An 18241-nucleotide genomic window follows, 5' to 3' on the forward strand; every position below is an offset into this window, starting at 1 on the left:
GCCTCATGAGCACGACCTTCAATCTGTTGAACCATGCCATGTTGAACCAGGTGCTGCATGAGCTGCGCCATGGCCGGCTGCAGCGCTGCAAAGCCCTGGGGCTGGCCGATGAGGACATCGAGGTGTTGCAGTCTCTGCCGCCGACCACCCTTTCGCACCTGGCGCATTCGTCGATCGCCTGGGTGGAAGTAAAGGTCGATACCACGGTGCTGCGTCGCCTGATCGCCCAGGCCGAACGTGACGAGCAGAACGAACGGCTGATCAACCGGGCGCTTAAGCTCGGAGCGAGCTCCAACATCATGTACCGCTGCTTTGGTCTGGACCACTCGGAAACCGCCTTGCGCCGACGCGTGCTGAAGATCGAGACCCACCGCGGCCGACCGGTTCAGCTGAGCGAAGCCCAAGAGCATGCGGTGTGGAACCGATGGAGCCAACTGCGGGCGGAGGACCCTGACAATGACCCTCTGGACACGATGATGATGCTGGCCGAGGAACAACACATCACGCTGACCCTGGTCTGGCAGCAGGTCGAACTGTACGGAGGTGCACCGTGCTGAGTTTCTACGAAGTCGACTGGCAGGACGTGGTGCGCCAGTGCTACGACGCACTGCGCCGGCGAAATGAATGGCAAGCGGCGCAGGCCAAGCTGGCCGAGGCCGATGAGACGCCAGCGGTGCGCACCATCTACTACGGCGACAACAATCCGCTGCCGATGGCGCTGCTGCTGGATCGTCGACTGACACCCCTGGAACGCAATACCTGGCAGGTGCTGCGCTGGCTCATCACCGAGCGCAAGGTCAGAACCCCGCGCTACCAAGACCTGCAACCGTATCTAGCCACCAGTCCGTGCGGCACCCAAGCCTCACGCGAGACCATCGCCCGCGCACTCAATGTCTTGCGCACCACTCGCTGGCTTAGCCTGGTCGACCGCTCACGTGATGCCCAGGGCTGCCTGCGTGGCTGTGTCTACGTGCTGCACGGCGATCCGTTGACCCCGGCCGAGCAGCTCGAACTCGACAACGGCTATGCGACACTGCTGCAGCAGAATCTCAGCCACGCCACCAAAGGCGTGCGGGATGTGACACAGCACGTCATTGAAGAAATCCAGGCCGATACGCAGGTGGCCCGGGTCGACAAGGATCGGCTAGTAGCAGCTGAACCGCCGGTGCAACAGCAGACGCTGCCGCTGACGTGTAGCGATATGGGAAATTCCGAACCTGGCGAGCGTCACACCGTTCGGGATTTTGGCGCCGCAGTAACTGATTCCGAACCCTGCGGCAAAGCACCGGTTTCAGCTGATGTTCGGAATGCCGACGCTGGCCGTACAGTACAGAAAGACAAAAGCAAAAAAAGTACGGTACTGGGGCAAGTGGAATTTGGTCGAGCGCGATGGCCCGAAGACTTACCGCTAAACCCGACCGAGCGACGCATGGCCTCCCAGGCGATGCGTCAGCTCGAGCCGGAACAGCAACAAGCGGTAATCAACGAAGCAGCGGTGCGCTGTGCCCGCGGAGAGATCCGCAAACCGGTCGCCTACCTGATGGGTTTGATCAAACGCGCTTGTCAGGGTGAATTCACCTTGTGGGCCGCCCGCGCTGAAGCGTCGGCCTCGGCGCCCGCCTCTTCGCGGACGGCGATGTTCGAACGTTTGTCGCAGCCATCCAGCGAACCACCTCGCCGCAGCGGTCAGCGTACTGCCTCTCCCCTGGCCCTCTCCTGCCTCGAGGAGCTGAAGCAACGCTGTCGCGGGGTCAGTGCGCCGACGTAGGCTGGACGTCGGTGGAATCAATGCCAATGCGATCATTTCCAGCGACGTCCACAGCCGGAAAAATGTGACCTGATCATCTTCGTGTTGATGCTCGTAGACCTTCACGGATTAGGCCATCGTCGGCGTCATTCCGACGGCGAGGTACTGGCGATGGCCGATCACTACCAACTCAACCTGGGGTCCCTGCGTAGCAGCATCACCCTGACCCTGCACACCCATCATGCGGCGCGGCTGTGGCAGGGTCGCTCCCGGCGCGAGGGCGTGCATCCCATCCTCGGCATGCCTGGCTACATCGCCGTCACCAATCTGCTCAAGCAAGCCAGCAGCCAGGATGACCCCTACGCCGACTGGTTCATGCTGCAGCTGGAAGAAAAGCTGCTGCAGACCAAGGCCGAGGTGCGCAATTTGGTCCACCAGGTCAGCCAGGTGGAGCACGACCTGCCCACCCAGGTCGATGTCGGTGACAACCTCAATATCCACCCGGTGACGCTGCCGCTGTACATCGGCAGCCAGCTCGGTTTTCTCGCGGTCTACCTGCTCACCGATTACGACACCCTGGTCCGTCGTGTTCTGCTCGCCCACCACACCGCGCTGATCGGCCGGGTCGACATGGAAAGCTGGATTGATGGCGGGGCCCATCACCTACGCAGCCTGCTCGGCCTGGCCCAGAACTACCGCCTGGCGGGCGTCACTCGGGGTGATATGGCCGCCAACAACGCCCGGGCCCGTGAAGCCCTCGAGAAGTTTGGCACGCCGCCCTTGGATATTCTGGAAGGCACCCGCCGCTCCCAGTTCGCGCCTCCGATTGTGCGCACCAGCGCGGGCTCTCTAACTGAGCCGCCTGAATCGCTGGAGGCCGAGGCCCCACCTCTACCGGATGTCTCCGACGAAGGGGGTGAGGCATGACCTTGGCTGAGGCGATTGCCCGACGCTTGTCGACGGATGCCTATCGCGAGTTCGCACAAGGTGCCTCCCTAAAAGGCCTTTTAAAGCCTTTTAAGGGTAAGGGGGAGCTGCAGCAGTTCGCCGACACGATCCTGCGCCTGCGCACCCAGGTCGCCGAGCTGATGGGGGTGATGCTGGCGATCATGGCGCAACCGCCATTCGTTTTGCTGGACCTGCGACTGGTCATCCAGCACAGCGCGACGGGCACCGACTTCCTGCGCTGGCGCAGTCCGGACTTTCAGCGCATGGGCGTGCAGGTGTGGCAGGCAGCAGTGGTTCATCCGCACCTGCACCCGGAGCTGCGGCAGGCGCTGTATCAACTGGAGACCAACCGCGTGGTGCTGAACCTGCAGATGAGCAGCCTGCAATCGCTGTATCGCCAAGCCAGTAGCGGGGTCTGCAAGCTCGAGGCCGCCGAACACGCCCTTTCCTGTTCCCCCACCGAGGAGTAGCCCCATGAGTACGTTATTTGTTGGCGAAGGCAACATCGGCAACGTGCCGGAATTTCAGGAGTTCAACACCAACCCGGATGAACCGCGGCGCTTGCTGCGGTTAAACGTCTACTTCGACAACCCGGTGCCGCGTGAAGGTGGTTACGAAGACCGCGGCGGCTACTGGGCCCCGGTCGAGTTGTGGCACCGCGACGCCGAGCACTGGAGCACCTTGTACCAGAAAGGCATGCGGATCCTGGTTGAGGGCCGCACGGTCAAGGAGGAATGGGAGGACAGCGAGGACAACGCGCGGGTGACCTTCAAGGTGGAGGCTCGGCGCATCGGCATCCTGCCGCACCGCCTGGCGTCGGTGTCCATGCGTGAAAAAGCGCAGGAAAACGCCGGTTCCGGACGCAAGGGGGGCGGCAAGAAAGCCCCACGCAAGGCCGGTTGATCAGGTGGTACTCATTGGAGCAAGCGCCCGCCGCGCGATACCACTGGGGTTCGTACGCCCTGCTCGGCGGGCAATCCCGGCTATCGGCCGCTGTTCAGTTCCGTCGCGACCTCCCTTCCCCATCGCCGTGCAACACGTGCGATACCTCTGCCAGGTACTGGTCCAGGGCAAGGAACGCCTGCCAGTGCTCCGGGCTCTCCTGAACCCAGGCGATCAACGTGGCACGCGCCTCGGCATTGTCCGGTTCCAGGTGGGTGGCCATGAATAACTCGTAGGCCTTGATCGCTAGCGCATCCGTCTGACTCTGGTTTGATCCGTGCAAGGGCTTGCCTCCGTAGTGACGGGCGGGTCTTACAGGTATTTTCGGTGATACGCCTCATAGGGTTGGCAGTCAACCTTTCAGGTCGTTCATATCTTTGGGTGGCTGGTCGACCATATGGGTCGAATTGGAGAGTGCCCCCATTGCCAGTGAAAGAGCCTAGCCCACATCACATTGGTCGCCAGCTGGCGAAGTATCGTCGCGCCCGCGATCTGACCCAGGCGAAGGTGGGCGAGCACCCTGGGGATCTCCGGTGAAGCCGTGTCGCGGCTCGAACGTGGCGAGGTCGAGCTCTCAGTCAGTAAGCTGCTGCGATTGGCCGACCTGTATGGCTGCCCTGCCGATGAGTTGCTGTTGGCCATCAGTCCGCGCCCGCAGGATCAGGGTCAGCAGATCACCTCGATCATCAAGGAACTGAGCGAAGCGGATAAGCAGTTTGCCCTGCAGTTTCTGCAAACGCTGGCCAGCCACCTAGCACAGCGCAAATAGCCCTTTCCCCGCCGATATGAGCGCGGCGCCATCGTATTTTTGCTAGTAGTCCCTAGTCACCCCGCCACCCTGTCGGTATTCACCGAGAGGGCCAAGCCATGCGCCTGTTTATTTGCGAGAAACCATCCCAAGCCCGGGACATTGCCCGCGTCCTACAGGCCAATCGTCGCAGCGACGGCTGCCTGCTGGGGCAAGGCATTACCGTGACGTGGTGCGTCGGGCATCTGCTGGAGACCGCGCCACCGGAAGCCTATGGCGATTACAAACGCTGGTCGCTTGAGCATCTACCCATCATCCCCGCGCGCTGGAAAGTAGTGGTCAAACCCAAGGTCGCCAGCCAGCTCAAGGTGATCAGCCAACTGCTGCGCACCTGCAGCGAGGTGATCATTGCCACAGACGCAGACCGCGAGGGCGAGATGATCGCCCGTGAGATTCTCGAACGCTGCCAGTACCAGGGATCGATCTCGCGTCTTTGGCTGTCCGCACTCGACGATGCCTCAATCCGCCGCGCCTTGGCCGCATTACGCCCGGGTGAGCAGACATTGCCGCTGTACCACTGCGCATTGGCCCGCTCTCGAGCCGATTGGTTGGTGGGCATCAACCTGAGCCGGCTGTTCACCCTCCTCGGCCGTCGCGCCGGCTTCGAGGGATTGCTGCCGGTGGGGCGGGTGCAGACGCCGACACTGCGCTTGGTGGTGGAGCGAGACCGGGCGATCGCGAGCTTTGTGCCACAGCCGTTCTGGGTTGTCGATGCCCAAGTGGAGACTGAGGGCGTCACCTTCAAAGCGCGTTGGCAGCCGCCGAAGACAGCCTGTGACGCCGATGGCCACTGCACTGAAGAGCTCGCGGCGCAGCAAGCGGCTCGACGTCTGAACCAGCAGGCGACGGCGCGCGTTCAGAGCATCGATGTCGAGCACGTTCGCGAAGGTCCGCCGCTACCGTTCGACCTGGGCACCTTGCAGGAGATCTCCTCCGCTAAACTGGGTCTGGGCGCCCAGGAAACATTGGCCACCGCACAAGCCCTGTACGAGACCCACAAGGCAACGACCTACCCGCGCACCGACTGCGGTTACCTGCCCGAGAGCATGCTCGACGAGGTGCCACGAATCCTTCGAGCCTTGGCCGCCGCCAGCCCATCCCTGGGTAAGGCACTGCAAGAGGTCGACCCCTGCCGCCGTTCTCGCGCCTGGAACAGCAGCAAGATCACCGCGCACCACGGCATAATCCCCACTGCCGTCTCCCTAGACCTGGCCCAGCTCACCGAGCGCGAGCAGGCGGTCTACGCGCTGATCCGCGCCCGCTACCTGGCGCAGTTTCTGCCGGAGCACGAATACTTGAAATCACAGGTGCTGCTGCAGAGCGGGACCGAAGCTCTGCTGGCTCGTGGCAAGCAGATCCTGGCGCGTGGCTGGAAGGCGGTGATCGACGAAAACCACGGCGACGAGGTCGGCGAACAGGCCCAGCGTTTGCCCACGCTACGCGAATCCGCCGTGGTGGCGTTGAAAGATGCCACGGCCGTGGCCCAGCGTACGCAGCCGCCCAAAGCTTACACGGAGGGCACGTTGGTCAAGGCCATGAAAACCATCGCCAACCAGGTGGCAGACCCACACCTCAAGCAGAAGCTCAAAGACAGTTGCGGGCTGGGTACCGAAGCGACCCGCGCGGCTATTATCCAGGGGCTGATCGACCACGGGTATCTGACCAAGAAGAAACGCAGCCTGGCGGCATCGGCCGCAGCCCACACCTTGATTGAAGCAGTGCCGCCGGAGGTGGCTGACCCGGTGCTGACGGCACTGTGGGAGCAGGCGCTGGACCGCATTGAAGCGGGCCAATTGAGCGTCGACACCTTTCTCGCCAAGCAGGCGGAGTGGTTGACGCGCCTGGTCCGCTCACACGCCTCGCTGGCCCTGCGCCCACCTCCCGTCAAAGGGCCGAACTGCCCGGTCTGCCGCAGCGCCATGCGCCAGCGCAAGGGCCGCACCGGCAGCTTCTGGTCGTGCACCCGCTACCCGGATTGCAAGGGCACCAAGCCGGTGGCCAAGTCCAAACGCTCGAAGGACGCATAACTTGACGCGGGACAGCGCCGCTGGTGTAGTGATCAGGCACCTCGCCGCTTGGCGACCAAAGACCGATTCGCTCCGGGCAGCTCGGTCGGACTCGTAGAGTTCGGAGCCACACTACTCAGCGTCCTCGGATCGCTTCTCAGCGTTTTCAAGTTACCCAGGCGGATGACCTGTACGACTTATGCCAGGTCGTACAGGTCATCCGCTTCGGCGACGATGCTCAGCTCCGGTGCCCGCCGGCGAAATACTGGGCACCTTTTGTGCGCGGATGCGTGCCAGTTGATTCCGACCCAGGCCACGACAAGGGTCGGTTGATTCAGGCGGATCGATAGCGGTGGTTTTGCGACGAACCCCGGTATCCGATTGCCGGGTCAAGCGTGGTCCATCTCCTCCTAGCCTGACGACCGTCGGGCTATTTTTTCGCCGCTTAGAATCCACTGAGCACCAACCACTTCCGCTTGCCTAGAGCCCGTCGAATCTGCAGTTGACGGGCCTTTCCCGGGGTTGTATAGATGGGCTGCACACCGCTGTCGTTGACCGCGTCCAGGTAGCCAGAACCTTCAAGGCTACGCCCATTTCGGGTGGTTCTCCCCAAGTGCGATCCGCGTTCGGTAGCTCGCACGGTTACTGCCTCCGGCAGTGATGAGCGCCCTCTAAACGATCACGTTCGTGTACGTCCCCTTGCGGAATTCACCAGCCGCCAGGGCCGGTGGCTGTCCGCGTTTCTGCTCACCAGGAGATCAATCATGACTACTGCAAGCAACAACGCCCCTACCACCTACTTCAATCTGCACACCCAAGGCATCGGTTACCTGAACCGTGTGCGCGAAGTCCCGGTTCGCCGTGGGCAAGCGTTCATGGCGTGTGACATTGCCGCCTTGCACGGTGCCGCTGACGACGTCGAGTACACCCGCTTCGACTGCAAGGTTGCCAGCGGTGAAGCCGACCGGCTGATCCGTGAGCACCTGGAAGACGTCCGCGCGGAACGCAAAGTTCTCATCGCGTTTCGCATTGGCGACCTCTGGGTTGATCCTTTCATTTACGAGAAAGGCGAGCGCAAGGGGCAACCCGGCGCGAGCCTCAAAGGCCGATTGATCTTCATCGAATGGATCAAGGTCGATGGCCAATTCAGCTACCGTGCACCCGCTCGCACCGAGTCCGCTGCTGCCCCTGAGGCTGTAGCGGAAGTGGACGAGGCAGTTACTGACGCCGAACAGCGTCAGCCTGCCCCGGCTGCTGCACGTAAATCCACCGCCGCTCGCCAGCCTGCCTGAGGCAGCTTGACCGGCAACCATAGGCGTTCTCCCGAACGCCTTTGGTTCATCTACGTCGGAGGCCGCCATGGAAAGCTTCTGGCTGTGCGAGGACTGCTTGCAGGCAGTCGCGTATGACGACTTCAGTGCACTGTCGCTCTACTACAGCGAGGCTGAGGTCGACCAACGCATCGCCCATCTGCGCAGCGAACTGCAAACCTTGTTGCCACTGAGTGCTGATTTCGATCCCCGCACTGGCACCGGCATCGAGGTCTTTTCCACCCGACCATGTGAGGGCTGCCACAGCCCACTGCATGGAGCTCGACATCGCTTTACGCGTCTGTGACTCACCACTCTCTCACCAGCCTGGGGCTCTCCCCCTGGGGGCGCTCCGTCTCCCACGAGGAATTGCCCATGAACACTGCCCAGAACCGAGTCGAGCGTCTTGACCCTGCATTGGCCCAGCGTGCCCGCGAGGATGCGTTGCTGACCGAAGCGCTGGAATTGCTGGATCAACGTTACTTCCAGCGCGGCGAGCAACTGATCACACCGTGCGATGCAGCGTCCTATCTGAAGTTGCAGCTCGCACCCTATCACCATGAGGTGTTTGCCCTGCTCTGCCTGGATTCGCGCCACCGCGTGCTGAGCTTCGACATCCTCTTCACCGGCAGCATCGACGGTGCCTCCGTGTACCCGCGCCAGGTCGTCGTTAAGGCACTCGAGCACAACGCCGCTGCGGTGATGTTCAGCCACAACCACCCCTCTGGCTGCTCGGAGCCGAGCGGCGCCGATCGGGTGCTCACTACCCGCCTGATCGAAGCCTTGGCCCTGGTTGAGGTACGTGTGCTGGACCACATCATCGTGGGTGAAGGCACGCCGCTGTCGCTGGCCGATTACGGCTGGATCTGACCACCCCCACCACTTGGAGGGTCACTGCCTGTACGGGGTGCCCTTCGCATTCTTGGAGCACCCCATGTCCACTTCCCCTCGCAATCCCTTCCTCCGCGGCTTTCAGGACCTGAGCTTCGAACGTGTGGTGCAAATCAGCTACGCCGACGATTGCCCGCCCTGCTACCGATCCCTTCACCCTGCGCTGCATGACCTGCCGGATGACGGCATTAATTTCCAGCCGTGCCTGTTCGATGATGACTTCGCGGTGATCACCGACGGCAAAAGCGTGCCCGAGTTTGTCCGTATGCCGTTCCCTGCCGACGGTACCGTGAGCCAGGTGCTCTACCAGGTCACAGGGCTGCACCATGGCCGCCGGCAAACACGTCAGCGATCTCCCCAACGAGGAAGCCGCACAGCACTTGATTGAGCAGCTGTCATTCACCAACGGGCACTACAGCCGCAGCTGGGAAATCAGCAGTGCGCACCTACCAGCAGATGAGTTCGAGTTCCTGCAGATGTGCGCCTGGTGTCGCTCACCGTCGAGCTTCTTCGAATGCTTCGTGCTGACTAGCAACAACGCGGTGGGCTGCAAGCTGTACTCGACGCCCTGGCTCAGAAACATTGCCGCCAGCGGCAGCTAATGCCGCATTGAGGAAGTGACTGCACGTCTGCGCGCAGATCATGTGCCACCGGTCCTGCTGCGCCTGCTCTTGATGGCCGGTGAAGCAGACACCCGTTTGCTGATCTTCGACCCTGATGCGCGGCCGCTCCCCGAACTGCCGTTGTTCACCGAAGATTGACCTCAAGGCGCCCTCCGGGCGCCTTTTTCATGGTTGCGCCAGCGTAAATCGGCCGGGGAGATTCGATTTTTCGGTAGGGGCGCGCTCTGGCTTTTCGACAAGGTGTCGGCATCTTTTGTCGAGATCTGGTCATGCATACCCCCACGCTCCTCACACTCGGACTGATGCTCACGTTGCTGGGCTGCAGCACGCCTCAACCGGCGCCCACCCCTACGCCACCTGCACCGGCCCCGACCGCAATGGCCAAGCCAAAATCCCCGGTACCCGCCTGGGTCCGACAGGACCGCTACACCTTGGCCAGCACCCGGCCAACGCTGGAGCAGCGCCAACCGCTGTATCAGCTGATCAACGTCCAGATCGCTCCAGCGCTGCACGCGACGGTCGGTGAAGCGCTGCGCCACGTGCTGCAGCACTCGGGCTACTCCCTCTGTCCCGATGACCCTGCCGTGGCGCGGTTGTTCCACCGCCCCTTGCCTGCCGTGCATCACGACCTCGGGCCGATTTCACTACTGGATGCCTTGACCGTCATCGGCGGCCCCGCTTGGCGACTGGACATTGATTCGGTCGAGCGGAGCGTGTGCTACGCCCTGCGCCTGCCCCCGCCCAAGCCGCCCTTCTCGACACTGGAGACCGCACCATGAAGGTTCACCATTTTCAGGCCTTGGTGATCGGCGCGCTATGCCTGGGGGCTGCCGTCCTCGCGGCTGAAAGCTACAACCAGCATCAGCAACTGTCAGAACTGCAGACTGCTGCACGGAATGCGCCGGCTGACCCTGGCCCGTCACTGCGTCGCGACATCGGGGAATTGCGCACCACACTCGCCACACTTTCGCCACAAGTCGCGGCCCTGGAAGACGCACAACACCAGCAGACCACTGCGCAGGCAACGCTCGGCCAGCAACTCGACGAGCTGGCGACCTCCGTCAGGGTCCTGCAAGCGGCACCGCCAGGACCGAGCAGCGCCGATCTGACCGCCCTGGCGCAACGCATGAGGGAGGCAGAAGCGGCACTCGAGAAGCTCTCGACCGGTCCTAAGGTGCCAGCAGCTACCGCCGCATCCCAACCTGCCTCCTTCCGCGAAAAATCAAAAGCCACGGCGCCGCAGCCGCCTTTCACCCTGCAGGGTATCGAGATGCGCGGCACCATCAGGTTCGTGACTGCGTTGCCTGCCGGCACCCATGCACTGTCCACCGTGCACCTGCTTCAGCCTGGTGACAGCTTGAACGGCTGGCAACTGCGGGCGATTCGCGAGGGCCAGGCCGTGTTCTACGTTCCGGGCCATGGCGATCGCACCCTGCCCATCCCATGAGGAGGTGAACGTGCATAGGTTCTCTGCGCTTGCGCTCATCCTACTGCCGGCTTACGTGTTCGCCGATCAGGGCTCGAGTGTCCCCAAGCATGTCGACGCTCAGGTGCAGTTCAGTGAGCAGTCGCCGCTGGCACGACAGGCGTCTGCTGCAGACCAGGCCAAGACCTGGGGCCTGACGGATGACGAATGGGCCACGTTTGAGCGCCTGCAGACCGGCCCCCGCCATTACTGGTCGCCGCAACTTGACCCGCTCACCACCCTGGGTGTCGAGGCCAACTCGGATCAGGAGCGGCAGCGCTACGCCGAGCTGCAGGTCCGTCTGGAAGCCAAGCGTGCCGAGCGCGAACTGGCCTACCAGAAGGCCTACTCCGCGGCCTGGGCACGGCTGTTTCCAGGTCTGCAGCCCATGCAGGGCATGAGCGACGATGCCGAACCCTCGAACAGCAGCCGTACGGCGCTTTTCGTAGAAGACAAATGCGCCGCCTGCGTGACCAGCCTCCAGCAATGGCTGCGGGCCGGGGCGCGGCTGGATGTGTACCTGGTCGGCAGCCAAGGCAACGATACGCGGTTGCGCCAATGGGCGCAGGGTGCAGGTATTACCGCCACACAGGTCAGCGGCGGCCAGGTCACCTTGAACCATGACCGCGGCCGCTGGTTTGCCCTGGGCGCCAGCCGGCCCCTGCCAGCCCGCTATCAGCAGGTGGATGGAAAATGGCAGCGCGTCGACTGATTCTCGCCCTGGCGATGGTCGGGGCGGCCAGCGTTCACGCAGATACTCTGCCGCCGCCGGCCTATCAATTGGCGGCCGCGCGTGCCGGTATCCCCGCCTCGGTGCTGTTCGCCATCGCCCTGCAGGAAAGTGGTACACCGCTGCGCGGACAGCTTATGCCCTGGCCGTGGACCCTGAATGTGGCGGGTTCACCACTGCGGTTTGCCCGACGCGGCCAGGCCTGTGCCGCACTGAGGGAAGCGCTCAGTCGCCACGACCCCAAGCGCATTGATGTCGGGCTGGGACAAACCAACCTGGGTTATCACCCGGACCGCTACCCGAGCGCTTGCGATGCCCTCGATCCCCGCACCAACCTCGCTGTCACCGCCGAGCTGTTGCGCGCGCACTTTGTCGATACCGGTGATTGGGTTGTCGCCGCCGGCCGCTATCACCGGCCTGCCGGTGGTCCTCCTGCGGCGCACTATCGCCGTCAGTTCACCCGTCACTGGCAGCGCGTCCAGCCCGTCGCGACGGCACCAGGGCGGTCCCTGCCATGAGACGTTTGCACTTGGTCGCCATAGCTCTCTGCCCCTGGCTGTCACTTGCCGCGAGCGCTGAGTCCAAAAGCCCACCCGACCCAGCCACGTTGAATTGGGTGCTGCCGGTGCGCAGCGCTCGCCTCTCGCCAGGTCCCGTGCTGCCCAGGACGTTGAGACTGCCCGGCATGACGCCGTTGTTCCTGGTTGGGCAGGACCCTGCTTCCGTGGAGTGGCTGTCGCGGCACGCCCAGGCGCTACAAGACTTGGGCGCCAACGGGCTGGCGGTCGAAGTAGACAATGTGCAGGCGCTGCGTCGCATCCAGACGGCAGCGCCCGGGCTGAACATCTGGCCAGTCAGTGGTGACGACATTGCCGAACGGTTGGAGCTGGACCACTACCCGGTGCTGATCACGCCCACCAACCTGCAACAGTGAGGGTACTTCATGGGCGAGCATGCGATGGAATCCCTGCTGCGACCGGCGGTGGAACTGTACACCGTGGGTCTCTGCGCCGGTGCCGGTGCGCTGTGCCTGCATTCACCCTGGGCCGTGGCCCTGTCGCCTGAGGTAGGGGCTGGCATGGCCCTGGCCTACACCGCGTTCGGTCTGAAGCGGCTCAACGAAGCGCGGATCGTCCTGCGCTACCGGCGCAATATCCGCCGCCTGCCGCGCTATTCGCTGACCAGCCGGCAGATTCCGGTGAGCAGCAAGCGGTTGTTCATGGGCCGCGGCTTTCGCTGGACCCGCCTGCACACGCAGCGCCTGCTCGAAGCTCAGGACCCGGCGCTGGCCCGCTATGTCAACCAGTCGACTGCCCACCAGTGGGCGCGACGCATGGAACAGCTACTGGAGAAAGCCCCACCGGTACTATCACTGCTGCCTCGCCTGACCGCGTGGGACAGCCCGTTCAATCCGGTGCGTCCATTACCGCCGGTGGGCGGCTCGCCATTGCTGCACGGCGTCGAACCGAAGGAGCAGGAAGCCAGTCTGCCGCTCAGCGAGCGCGTTGGACATACCCTGGTGCTGGGCACCACACGGGTGGGCAAGACTCGCCTGGCCGAGGTGTATATCACCCAGGACATCCATCGACCGAGCCGGGAAGTGGTCATCGTCTTCGACCCCAAGGGCGACGCCGACCTGCTCAAGCGCATGTACGTCGAGGCGCGGCGCGCTGGCCGCGAGCACGAGTTCTATGTCTTCCACCTGGGCTGGCCGGAGATCTCCGCACGCTACAACGCCATCGGCCGCTTCGGGCGCATTTCGGAAGTCGCTACCCGGATCGCCGGCCAGTTGAGCGGTGAAGGCAACTCGGCGGCTTTTCGCGAGTTTGCTTGGCGCTTCGTCAACATCATCGCGAGGGCGCTGATTGAGCTCGGTCGCCGCCCGGACTACCTGCAGATCCAGCGCCATGTGGTGAACATCGATGCGCTGTTTATCGAGTATGCCCAGCATTTCTTCGCCCGCCATGATCCGCTGGCCTGGGAAGCGATCGTGCAGATCGAAGGCCGCTTGAACGAGAAGAACATTCCGCGGCATATGGTTGGCCGGGAAAAGCGCGTCGTTGCCATCGAGCAGTACCTGACCGCCAAGCGCATCTTCGACCCGGTAATGGACGGCCTGCGCTCTGCCGTGCGCTACGACCGCACCTACTTCGACAAGATCGTGGCGTCGCTGCTGCCACTGTTGGAAAAACTCACCAGTGGCAAGACTGCACAACTGCTGGCCCCGAATTACTCCGACCTGGATGATCCGCGACCGATCTTCGACTGGCTACAGGTCATCCGCAAACGCGGCATCGTCTACGTCGGCCTGGACGCGTTATCGGATGCCGAAGTGGCCGCCGCAGTCGGTAACTCGATGTTCGCCGACCTGGTCTCCGTCGCCGGCCACATCTACAAACACGGCATCGATCACGGCCTGCCCGGCTCCTCAAGCGCAGCGGACAAGGTGCCCATCAACCTGCACGCTGACGAGTTCAACGAGTTGATGGGCGACGAGTTCATCCCGCTGATCAACAAGGGCGGCGGTGCCGGTATCCAGGTCACGGCCTACACCCAGACCTTGAGCGACATCGAGGCACGTATCGGCAACCGGGCCAAGGCCGGCCAGGTCATCGGCAACTTCAACACCCTGCAGATGCTGCGCGTACGGGAAACCGCCACCGCTGAACTACTGACCAACCAGCTGCCCAAGGTCAACGTGCAGACACGCACTTTGGTCTCCGGAGCGACGGACACCGCCGATCCGGATGCCCGTACCGACTTCACCTCCTCTTCGCAGGACCGGGTCACCACCACTGCCGTACCACTGATCGAACCGGCGCACATTATCGCCCTGCCCAAGGGCCAGATGTTCTCGTTTCAGGAAGGCGGGCAACTGTGGAAGGTGCGCATGCCGCTACCGAAACCGGCCAGCGATGATGCTATGCCAGAAGACCTGCAGACCCTGGCGGCGCGTATGCGAGAGTCCTATAACGCCAATGCGGGGAGTTGGTGGAGTAACGCGGGAGGCGCACCCACGGCAGATTTCGATCCCGAGATGCCTCCACCAGGGCGCAGGCACGCGCCGTAAGCGACCAAGTACTGCGGAGCCCCTATGCCGACCACTCCAGTCAGCCAACCTCCTGCGCAAAAACGTCCGGGGCTGATCTTCGGCACGCTTGAGCTTTGTCTGCGGCTGCTCGGTCTGCTGTTCGCTTCGCTGATTTTCTCCATCATCCTGGAGTTCGTGGGCATGGTCTGGTTCTGGCCCGAGCAGGGCTGGCATCACAGCCATGCCATGTGGCTGAGTGAGCTGGGATGGCTAAGCGATCACTTCAAAAACTCGCTGCTCGTGGAGGAACCCGCGCAAGCCACCGCTAAAGTGCTTCAGCACTTGAGCGATTGGGTCGTGGTCCGCACCGGCTGGGCGCATTCAGACACTCAACTGAAACTCCTAAGTCATGAAGTCTCGGTGCAGGGTCAGTTTGCTCAAGCGTACGTTGTGCTGCAGGACTACCTATTGGCCGCCCTATTCACCGTATTCACCTTCGTCGTGCGCCTCGCCGTCCTCACCCTAGCCACGCCGCTATTCCTGCTCGCCGTGATCACCGGCGCTGTCGATGGCTTGATGCGCCGAGACCTTCGCAAATTCAGCGCCGATCGCGAGAGCAGTTTTGTCTACCACCGAGCGAAGCGGACATTATTTCCATTGATGGTTAGCCCATGGGTGATCTACCTTTCCCTACCTTGGACACTCAACCCCATCTGGGTCTTAGTGCCTTGTGCAGCACTGCTCGGCTGCATGGTGGCGATCACAGCTGCTACCTTCAAAAAATATCTCTGATAAATGGACTGCAGTATCAGAGCTCGCACTATCCCACAAATTCGGATTTTTCCCCTCACTGTTCGATGATCCATTCAATGTGGGACGTGCTTTGCATACCTACTATTCCAGCGTTAACAAAACACACTTCAGTGTGTGCTGGCCACAACGCTAGAAAGACAGTGCTGGAACTTCTCCACCAACACGTCGATTTCCTCGGCACTGATCGTCAATGGCGGCAGGAACCGAACCACCGCACCATGCCGCCCGCCCAGTTCGAGGATGACGCCCTCGCGCAAACACTGCTGCTGCAGGGCCTTGGCCAGTGCGCCATCGCCAGCCGGCACCCGTGCCTGGCCCGGCGCCGTGCAAACGAGCTCCACACCGACCATCAGACCGCGCCCACGGACATCGCCCATGCAGGCAAAGTCGCGCTGCACCTCGCGCAGTCGCGCCATCAGATGCTCGCCCAGGCGCTCGGCATTGGCCACCAGGCCCTGCGCCTGGATGTAACGCAAGGTCGCGGTACCGGCGGCCATCGCCAGCTGGTTTCCGCGGAACGTTCCGGCGTGGGCCCCTGGTTTCCACACATCGAGGCTGTCGCGGTAAACCACTACCGCCAACGGCAGGCCGCCGCCGACAGCCTTGGAAATCACCAGGATGTCCGGCTCGATGCCGGCGTACTCGAAGGCGAACATCCGCCCGGTGCGCCCGATGCCGCTCTGCACCTCGTCGATGATCAGCGCGACACCGTGCGCCTGGGTCAGCTTGCGCAGGCCCTGGAGCCAGCGCGTCGGCGCCGGAATGACGCCGCCCTCGCCCTGCACCACTTCCACCACCACCGCCGCCGGCAGCGATACGCCGGACTCCGGATCGGTCAGCAGTTGCTCGATGTAGCTGAGGCCGGCGTCCACCCCAGCCTCACCGCCAATACTGAACGGGCAGCGATAGTCATAGGGGTAAGGCAGCACCTGCACATCAGGCATCAGCGAACCCGGCAGTTGCTTTGGCCCCAGGTTGCCCATCAGGCTCAGGGCGCCGTGGGTCATCCCATGGTAGCCGCCAGAGAAGCAGAAGATCCCCTTGCGGCCAGTGGCGATCTTCGCCAGCTTAATCGCCGCCTCGATGCCGTCAGCGCCGGTCGGCCCACAGAACTGGATGCGTGCCTGGGCGGCGAAGGCCGGCGGCAAGGCATTGAACAGGGTCTCGACAAACTCGTCCTTGACTGCGGTGGTCAGGTCGAGGGTGTGCAGCGGCACACCGCTGTCCAGGGTCTCGCGCATCGCCGCCAGGGTGCACGGATGGTTGTGGCCAAGCGCCAGGGTTCCAGCGCCCGCCAGGCAGTCCATGAACAGTTGCCCACGGCTGTCGAGAACATAGAGACCGTGCGCCTCCTTGAGCGCCAGCGGAATGCGACGCGGGTAGGAGCGAGCATTCGACTCGCGCGCAGCCTGCCGCTCCAGCATTGGCTCAGCCTCGAAACTGCGGGCGGGTTGCTGGCGAAAATGCGCCAGGCTGAACAGAGGGAACTGAACATCTTCCATGGATGAACTCCTCGTCTGCATGTAATCAGCTCTGGCCGCCGGATTGAAGGGCAACGCGCAGACTCAGCGGACGCATGTCCGTCCAGTGCTGCTCGATCCAGGCCAGGCACTGGGCCTTGTCCCCCTGCTGGCCAACCGCGCGCCAGCCTTCAGGCAGGGCCTTGTAATCCGGCCAGATCGAATATTGCTCCTCATGATTGACCACCACTACGAACCCGCTTTCAGCCTTTTCCCAACTCATTTTCTATTCCTTGGACAAGAGTTTTTTCATGGATCCCGGCTGCCCGATTAAGGCCCAGTCGAGGCGCGCTACGAAACGTGCGAATGCTAATAAATAGCATTAACACTTGCCATATCTTTCGTATATATTTCGCCGGCGCCCGGTGGTCTACCCACGATGGCATTTGGCTGTGACAACTAAGAGAACAAAGGAGCAAGCTCATGGGACGAGGTGTCGGGCAGAACAATGGCCTGTCGGTGCAAGCGCTCATGCCAGACCGCAATCTGCCGCTGCTGGTCAAGCCGGAGCAGCCCGGCGCATGGAGCATCGAGGCATTGCATGCACTGGCCGACGAGTGCCTACATGAAAGTGGCGCCCTCTTGCTGCGGGGTTTCGATGTGCTGGGTGAACAGTCGTTCCAGGCACTGGTACGCAGCTTTGGCCACCCGTTGCTCAACTACGAATTCGGCTCCACCCCGCGCAAGGCAATCGAGCAGGGGGTGTACACCTCCACCGAATACCCCGCGCACCAGGTCATCCCGCTGCACAACGAGCAGTCGTATACCTTGCAGTGGCCGATGAAGATCTGGTTCCACTGTGTCCAGCCCAGTGCAGAGGGTGGCGAAACACCGATCGCCGACAGCCGGCAGATCTACCAGCAGCTCGACCCCACCCTGCGCCAACGTTTCAGCGACAAGCGCCTGATGTACGTGCGCAACTACGGCAATGGCCTCGACCTGCCCTGGGAACAGGCCTTCAACACCGAGGACCGCGCCGTCGCCGAGGCTTACTGCCGGGCCAACCAGATCGCCTTCGAATGGAAGGACGACGGCGAGCTGCGCACCCGCCAGGTGTGCCAAGCCACCGCTCGCCACCCTGTCACGCAAGACTGGGTATGGTTCAACCAGGCCCACCTGTTCCACGTCTCCAACCTGCCGCCAGCGGTGCGTGAAAGCCTGCTGGCCGTGGTCGACGACCCGCTCGACCTGCCGCGCAATGTGTATTACGGCGATGGCAGCGAGCTGGAGGAAAGCGCGCTGGCAGAAATCCGCGGTGTACTGGAGCAATGCACCGTGCGCTTCCCCTGGGAAAAAGGCGATGTGCTGATGCTCGACAACATGCTGGTGGCCCATGGCCGCGCCAGCTTCAAAGGGCCACGGCAAGTGATCGTGGCCATGGCCGAACCGGCTCAGGAGTGACCCAGG

General features: G+C 62.8%; 23 protein-coding genes and 1 pseudogene. 21 read left to right on the top strand and 3 right to left on the bottom strand.

Going from position 1 to position 18241, the window contains the following annotated elements; genetic code table 11:
* Positions 1–5 precede the first annotated feature (5 nt).
* The 5 genes from LOY51_RS15000 to LOY51_RS15020 all read left to right on the top strand — a co-directional run bounded on the left by LOY51_RS15000 (position 6) and on the right by LOY51_RS15020 (position 3598).
* Entirely contained in the window at positions 6–557 is a 552-nt protein-coding gene (locus tag LOY51_RS15000) for a DUF2857 domain-containing protein (RefSeq protein ID WP_089230149.1), read from the top strand.
* Complete coding sequence (locus LOY51_RS15005; RefSeq protein WP_258641803.1) at positions 551–1768, top strand: STY4528 family pathogenicity island replication protein; 1218 nt, start codon at positions 551–553, stop codon at positions 1766–1768. Before LOY51_RS15000 ends, LOY51_RS15005 begins: the two co-directional genes overlap by 7 nt.
* 150 nt (positions 1769–1918) lie before the next feature.
* On the top strand, positions 1919–2674 hold the full coding sequence (locus LOY51_RS15010) for a PFL_4669 family integrating conjugative element protein (RefSeq protein WP_258641805.1): 756 nt from the start codon (positions 1919–1921) through the stop codon (positions 2672–2674).
* A complete protein-coding gene (locus LOY51_RS15015; RefSeq protein ID WP_186556077.1) occupies positions 2671–3165 on the top strand; it encodes a DUF3158 family protein in 495 nt (164 codons plus the stop codon). Before LOY51_RS15010 ends, LOY51_RS15015 begins: the two co-directional genes overlap by 4 nt.
* Before the next feature lie 4 nt (positions 3166–3169).
* Entirely contained in the window at positions 3170–3598 is a 429-nt protein-coding gene (locus LOY51_RS15020) for a single-stranded DNA-binding protein (RefSeq protein WP_186556078.1), read from the top strand.
* 94 nt (positions 3599–3692) lie between these two features.
* On the opposite strand, the gene LOY51_RS15025 is transcribed toward LOY51_RS15020, so the two are convergent.
* Positions 3693–3860 (bottom strand): hypothetical protein, encoded by a 168-nt coding sequence (locus LOY51_RS15025; RefSeq protein WP_258641808.1) that lies wholly within the window; start codon positions 3858–3860, stop codon positions 3693–3695.
* Between the two features lie 200 nt (positions 3861–4060).
* Here LOY51_RS15025 and LOY51_RS15030 point away from each other — a divergent pair.
* The 15 genes and pseudogenes from LOY51_RS15030 to LOY51_RS15100 all read left to right on the top strand — a co-directional run bounded on the left by LOY51_RS15030 (position 4061) and on the right by LOY51_RS15100 (position 15293).
* A pseudogene (locus LOY51_RS15030) lies at positions 4061–4406 on the top strand (helix-turn-helix domain-containing protein).
* Positions 4407–4504: 98 nt separating this feature from the next.
* On the top strand, positions 4505–6472 hold the full coding sequence (locus tag LOY51_RS15035) for a DNA topoisomerase III (RefSeq protein ID WP_258641809.1): 1968 nt from the start codon (positions 4505–4507) through the stop codon (positions 6470–6472).
* A 743-nt stretch (positions 6473–7215) separates the two neighbouring features.
* The gene (locus LOY51_RS15040) at positions 7216–7743 is read left to right on the top strand and encodes an STY4534 family ICE replication protein (protein ID WP_258641811.1); all 528 of its coding nucleotides are present in this window, start codon (positions 7216–7218) and stop codon (positions 7741–7743) included.
* A gap of 67 nt (positions 7744–7810) precedes the next feature.
* The gene (locus tag LOY51_RS15045) at positions 7811–8068 is read left to right on the top strand and encodes a hypothetical protein (protein WP_186556081.1); all 258 of its coding nucleotides are present in this window, start codon (positions 7811–7813) and stop codon (positions 8066–8068) included.
* Positions 8069–8136: 68 nt separating this feature from the next.
* Positions 8137–8631, top strand: a complete 495-nt coding sequence (locus LOY51_RS15050; protein ID WP_258641813.1) for a JAB domain-containing protein — start codon at positions 8137–8139, stop codon at positions 8629–8631.
* Positions 8632–8695: 64 nt separating this feature from the next.
* A complete protein-coding gene (locus tag LOY51_RS15055) occupies positions 8696–9040 on the top strand; it encodes a hypothetical protein (protein WP_258641815.1) in 345 nt (114 codons plus the stop codon).
* A complete protein-coding gene (locus tag LOY51_RS15060; protein ID WP_258641816.1) occupies positions 9033–9254 on the top strand; it encodes a hypothetical protein in 222 nt (73 codons plus the stop codon). Before LOY51_RS15055 ends, LOY51_RS15060 begins: the two co-directional genes overlap by 8 nt.
* 15 nt (positions 9255–9269) lie before the next feature.
* The gene (locus LOY51_RS15065) at positions 9270–9413 is read left to right on the top strand and encodes a DUF5983 family protein (protein ID WP_258641818.1); all 144 of its coding nucleotides are present in this window, start codon (positions 9270–9272) and stop codon (positions 9411–9413) included.
* A gap of 239 nt (positions 9414–9652) precedes the next feature.
* Positions 9653–10054 carry a PFGI-1 class ICE element type IV pilus protein PilL2 gene (gene pilL2, locus LOY51_RS15070; protein WP_225915588.1) on the top strand — a complete coding sequence of 134 codons (402 nt, stop codon included), beginning with the start codon at positions 9653–9655 and terminating at the stop codon, positions 10052–10054.
* Positions 10051–10722, top strand: coding sequence for a hypothetical protein (locus tag LOY51_RS15075; protein WP_186556084.1), 672 nt, complete (start codon positions 10051–10053; stop codon positions 10720–10722). The genes pilL2 and LOY51_RS15075 overlap by 4 nt, the downstream gene beginning before the upstream one ends.
* Before the next feature lie 10 nt (positions 10723–10732).
* Positions 10733–11452, top strand: coding sequence for a TIGR03759 family integrating conjugative element protein (locus LOY51_RS15080; RefSeq protein WP_186556085.1), 720 nt, complete (start codon positions 10733–10735; stop codon positions 11450–11452).
* Positions 11434–11988: a lysozyme family protein gene (locus tag LOY51_RS15085; RefSeq protein WP_258641819.1), complete on the top strand. Its 555-nt coding sequence runs from the start codon at positions 11434–11436 to the stop codon at positions 11986–11988. The genes LOY51_RS15080 and LOY51_RS15085 overlap by 19 nt, the downstream gene beginning before the upstream one ends.
* On the top strand, positions 11985–12404 hold the full coding sequence (locus LOY51_RS15090; protein ID WP_186556087.1) for an integrating conjugative element protein: 420 nt from the start codon (positions 11985–11987) through the stop codon (positions 12402–12404). The genes LOY51_RS15085 and LOY51_RS15090 overlap by 4 nt, the downstream gene beginning before the upstream one ends.
* Positions 12405–12413: 9 nt before the next feature.
* The gene (gene traD, locus LOY51_RS15095; RefSeq protein ID WP_258641820.1) at positions 12414–14540 is read left to right on the top strand and encodes a type IV conjugative transfer system coupling protein TraD; all 2127 of its coding nucleotides are present in this window, start codon (positions 12414–12416) and stop codon (positions 14538–14540) included.
* Between the two features lie 24 nt (positions 14541–14564).
* The gene (locus tag LOY51_RS15100) at positions 14565–15293 is read left to right on the top strand and encodes a TIGR03747 family integrating conjugative element membrane protein (RefSeq protein WP_125859228.1); all 729 of its coding nucleotides are present in this window, start codon (positions 14565–14567) and stop codon (positions 15291–15293) included.
* 128 nt (positions 15294–15421) lie between these two features.
* Here the strand turns inward: LOY51_RS15100 and LOY51_RS15105 are convergent, their stop codons facing one another.
* Together LOY51_RS15105 and LOY51_RS15110 are read right to left on the bottom strand one after the other, a co-directional pair.
* The gene (locus LOY51_RS15105; protein ID WP_125859229.1) at positions 15422–16837 is read right to left on the bottom strand and encodes a diaminobutyrate--2-oxoglutarate transaminase; all 1416 of its coding nucleotides are present in this window, start codon (positions 16835–16837) and stop codon (positions 15422–15424) included.
* Positions 16838–16841: 4 nt separating this feature from the next.
* Entirely contained in the window at positions 16842–17057 is a 216-nt protein-coding gene (locus tag LOY51_RS15110; protein WP_258641821.1) for an MbtH family protein, read from the bottom strand.
* 200 nt (positions 17058–17257) lie between these two features.
* Here LOY51_RS15110 and LOY51_RS15115 point away from each other — a divergent pair, with 200 nt between their 5' ends.
* Complete coding sequence (locus tag LOY51_RS15115) at positions 17258–18235, top strand: TauD/TfdA family dioxygenase (RefSeq protein ID WP_258641822.1); 978 nt, start codon at positions 17258–17260, stop codon at positions 18233–18235.
* The last annotated feature ends 6 nt before the right edge of the window (positions 18236–18241 follow it).

It is taken from the genome of Pseudomonas sichuanensis (assembly GCF_024749065.1).
In the GTDB taxonomy this organism is placed as follows: Bacteria; Pseudomonadota; Gammaproteobacteria; order Pseudomonadales; family Pseudomonadaceae; genus Aquipseudomonas; species Aquipseudomonas sichuanensis.

Excerpts from the sequence above, each read along its gene's own strand:
- LOY51_RS15000 (WP_089230149.1), top strand. The coding sequence starts at position 6 with ATGAGCACGACCTTCAATCTGTTGAACCATGCCATGTTGAACCAGGTG.
- LOY51_RS15010 (WP_258641805.1), top strand. The coding sequence starts at position 1,919 with ATGGCCGATCACTACCAACTCAACCTGGGGTCCCTGCGTAGCAGCATC.
- LOY51_RS15015 (WP_186556077.1), top strand. The coding sequence starts at position 2,671 with ATGACCTTGGCTGAGGCGATTGCCCGACGCTTGTCGACGGATGCCTAT.
- LOY51_RS15020 (WP_186556078.1), top strand. The coding sequence starts at position 3,170 with ATGAGTACGTTATTTGTTGGCGAAGGCAACATCGGCAACGTGCCGGAA.
- LOY51_RS15025 (WP_258641808.1), bottom strand. The coding sequence starts at position 3,860 with ATGGCCACCCACCTGGAACCGGACAATGCCGAGGCGCGTGCCACGTTG.
- LOY51_RS15035 (WP_258641809.1), top strand. The coding sequence starts at position 4,505 with ATGCGCCTGTTTATTTGCGAGAAACCATCCCAAGCCCGGGACATTGCC.
- LOY51_RS15040 (WP_258641811.1), top strand. The coding sequence starts at position 7,216 with ATGACTACTGCAAGCAACAACGCCCCTACCACCTACTTCAATCTGCAC.
- LOY51_RS15045 (WP_186556081.1), top strand. The coding sequence starts at position 7,811 with ATGGAAAGCTTCTGGCTGTGCGAGGACTGCTTGCAGGCAGTCGCGTAT.
- LOY51_RS15050 (WP_258641813.1), top strand. The coding sequence starts at position 8,137 with ATGAACACTGCCCAGAACCGAGTCGAGCGTCTTGACCCTGCATTGGCC.
- LOY51_RS15055 (WP_258641815.1), top strand. The coding sequence starts at position 8,696 with ATGTCCACTTCCCCTCGCAATCCCTTCCTCCGCGGCTTTCAGGACCTG.
- pilL2 (WP_225915588.1), top strand. The coding sequence starts at position 9,653 with ATGGCCAAGCCAAAATCCCCGGTACCCGCCTGGGTCCGACAGGACCGC.
- LOY51_RS15075 (WP_186556084.1), top strand. The coding sequence starts at position 10,051 with ATGAAGGTTCACCATTTTCAGGCCTTGGTGATCGGCGCGCTATGCCTG.
- LOY51_RS15085 (WP_258641819.1), top strand. The coding sequence starts at position 11,434 with ATGGCAGCGCGTCGACTGATTCTCGCCCTGGCGATGGTCGGGGCGGCC.
- LOY51_RS15090 (WP_186556087.1), top strand. The coding sequence starts at position 11,985 with ATGAGACGTTTGCACTTGGTCGCCATAGCTCTCTGCCCCTGGCTGTCA.
- traD (WP_258641820.1), top strand. The coding sequence starts at position 12,414 with ATGGGCGAGCATGCGATGGAATCCCTGCTGCGACCGGCGGTGGAACTG.
- LOY51_RS15100 (WP_125859228.1), top strand. The coding sequence starts at position 14,565 with ATGCCGACCACTCCAGTCAGCCAACCTCCTGCGCAAAAACGTCCGGGG.
- LOY51_RS15105 (WP_125859229.1), bottom strand. The coding sequence starts at position 16,837 with ATGCAGACGAGGAGTTCATCCATGGAAGATGTTCAGTTCCCTCTGTTC.
- LOY51_RS15110 (WP_258641821.1), bottom strand. The coding sequence starts at position 17,057 with ATGAGTTGGGAAAAGGCTGAAAGCGGGTTCGTAGTGGTGGTCAATCAT.
- LOY51_RS15115 (WP_258641822.1), top strand. The coding sequence starts at position 17,258 with ATGGGACGAGGTGTCGGGCAGAACAATGGCCTGTCGGTGCAAGCGCTC.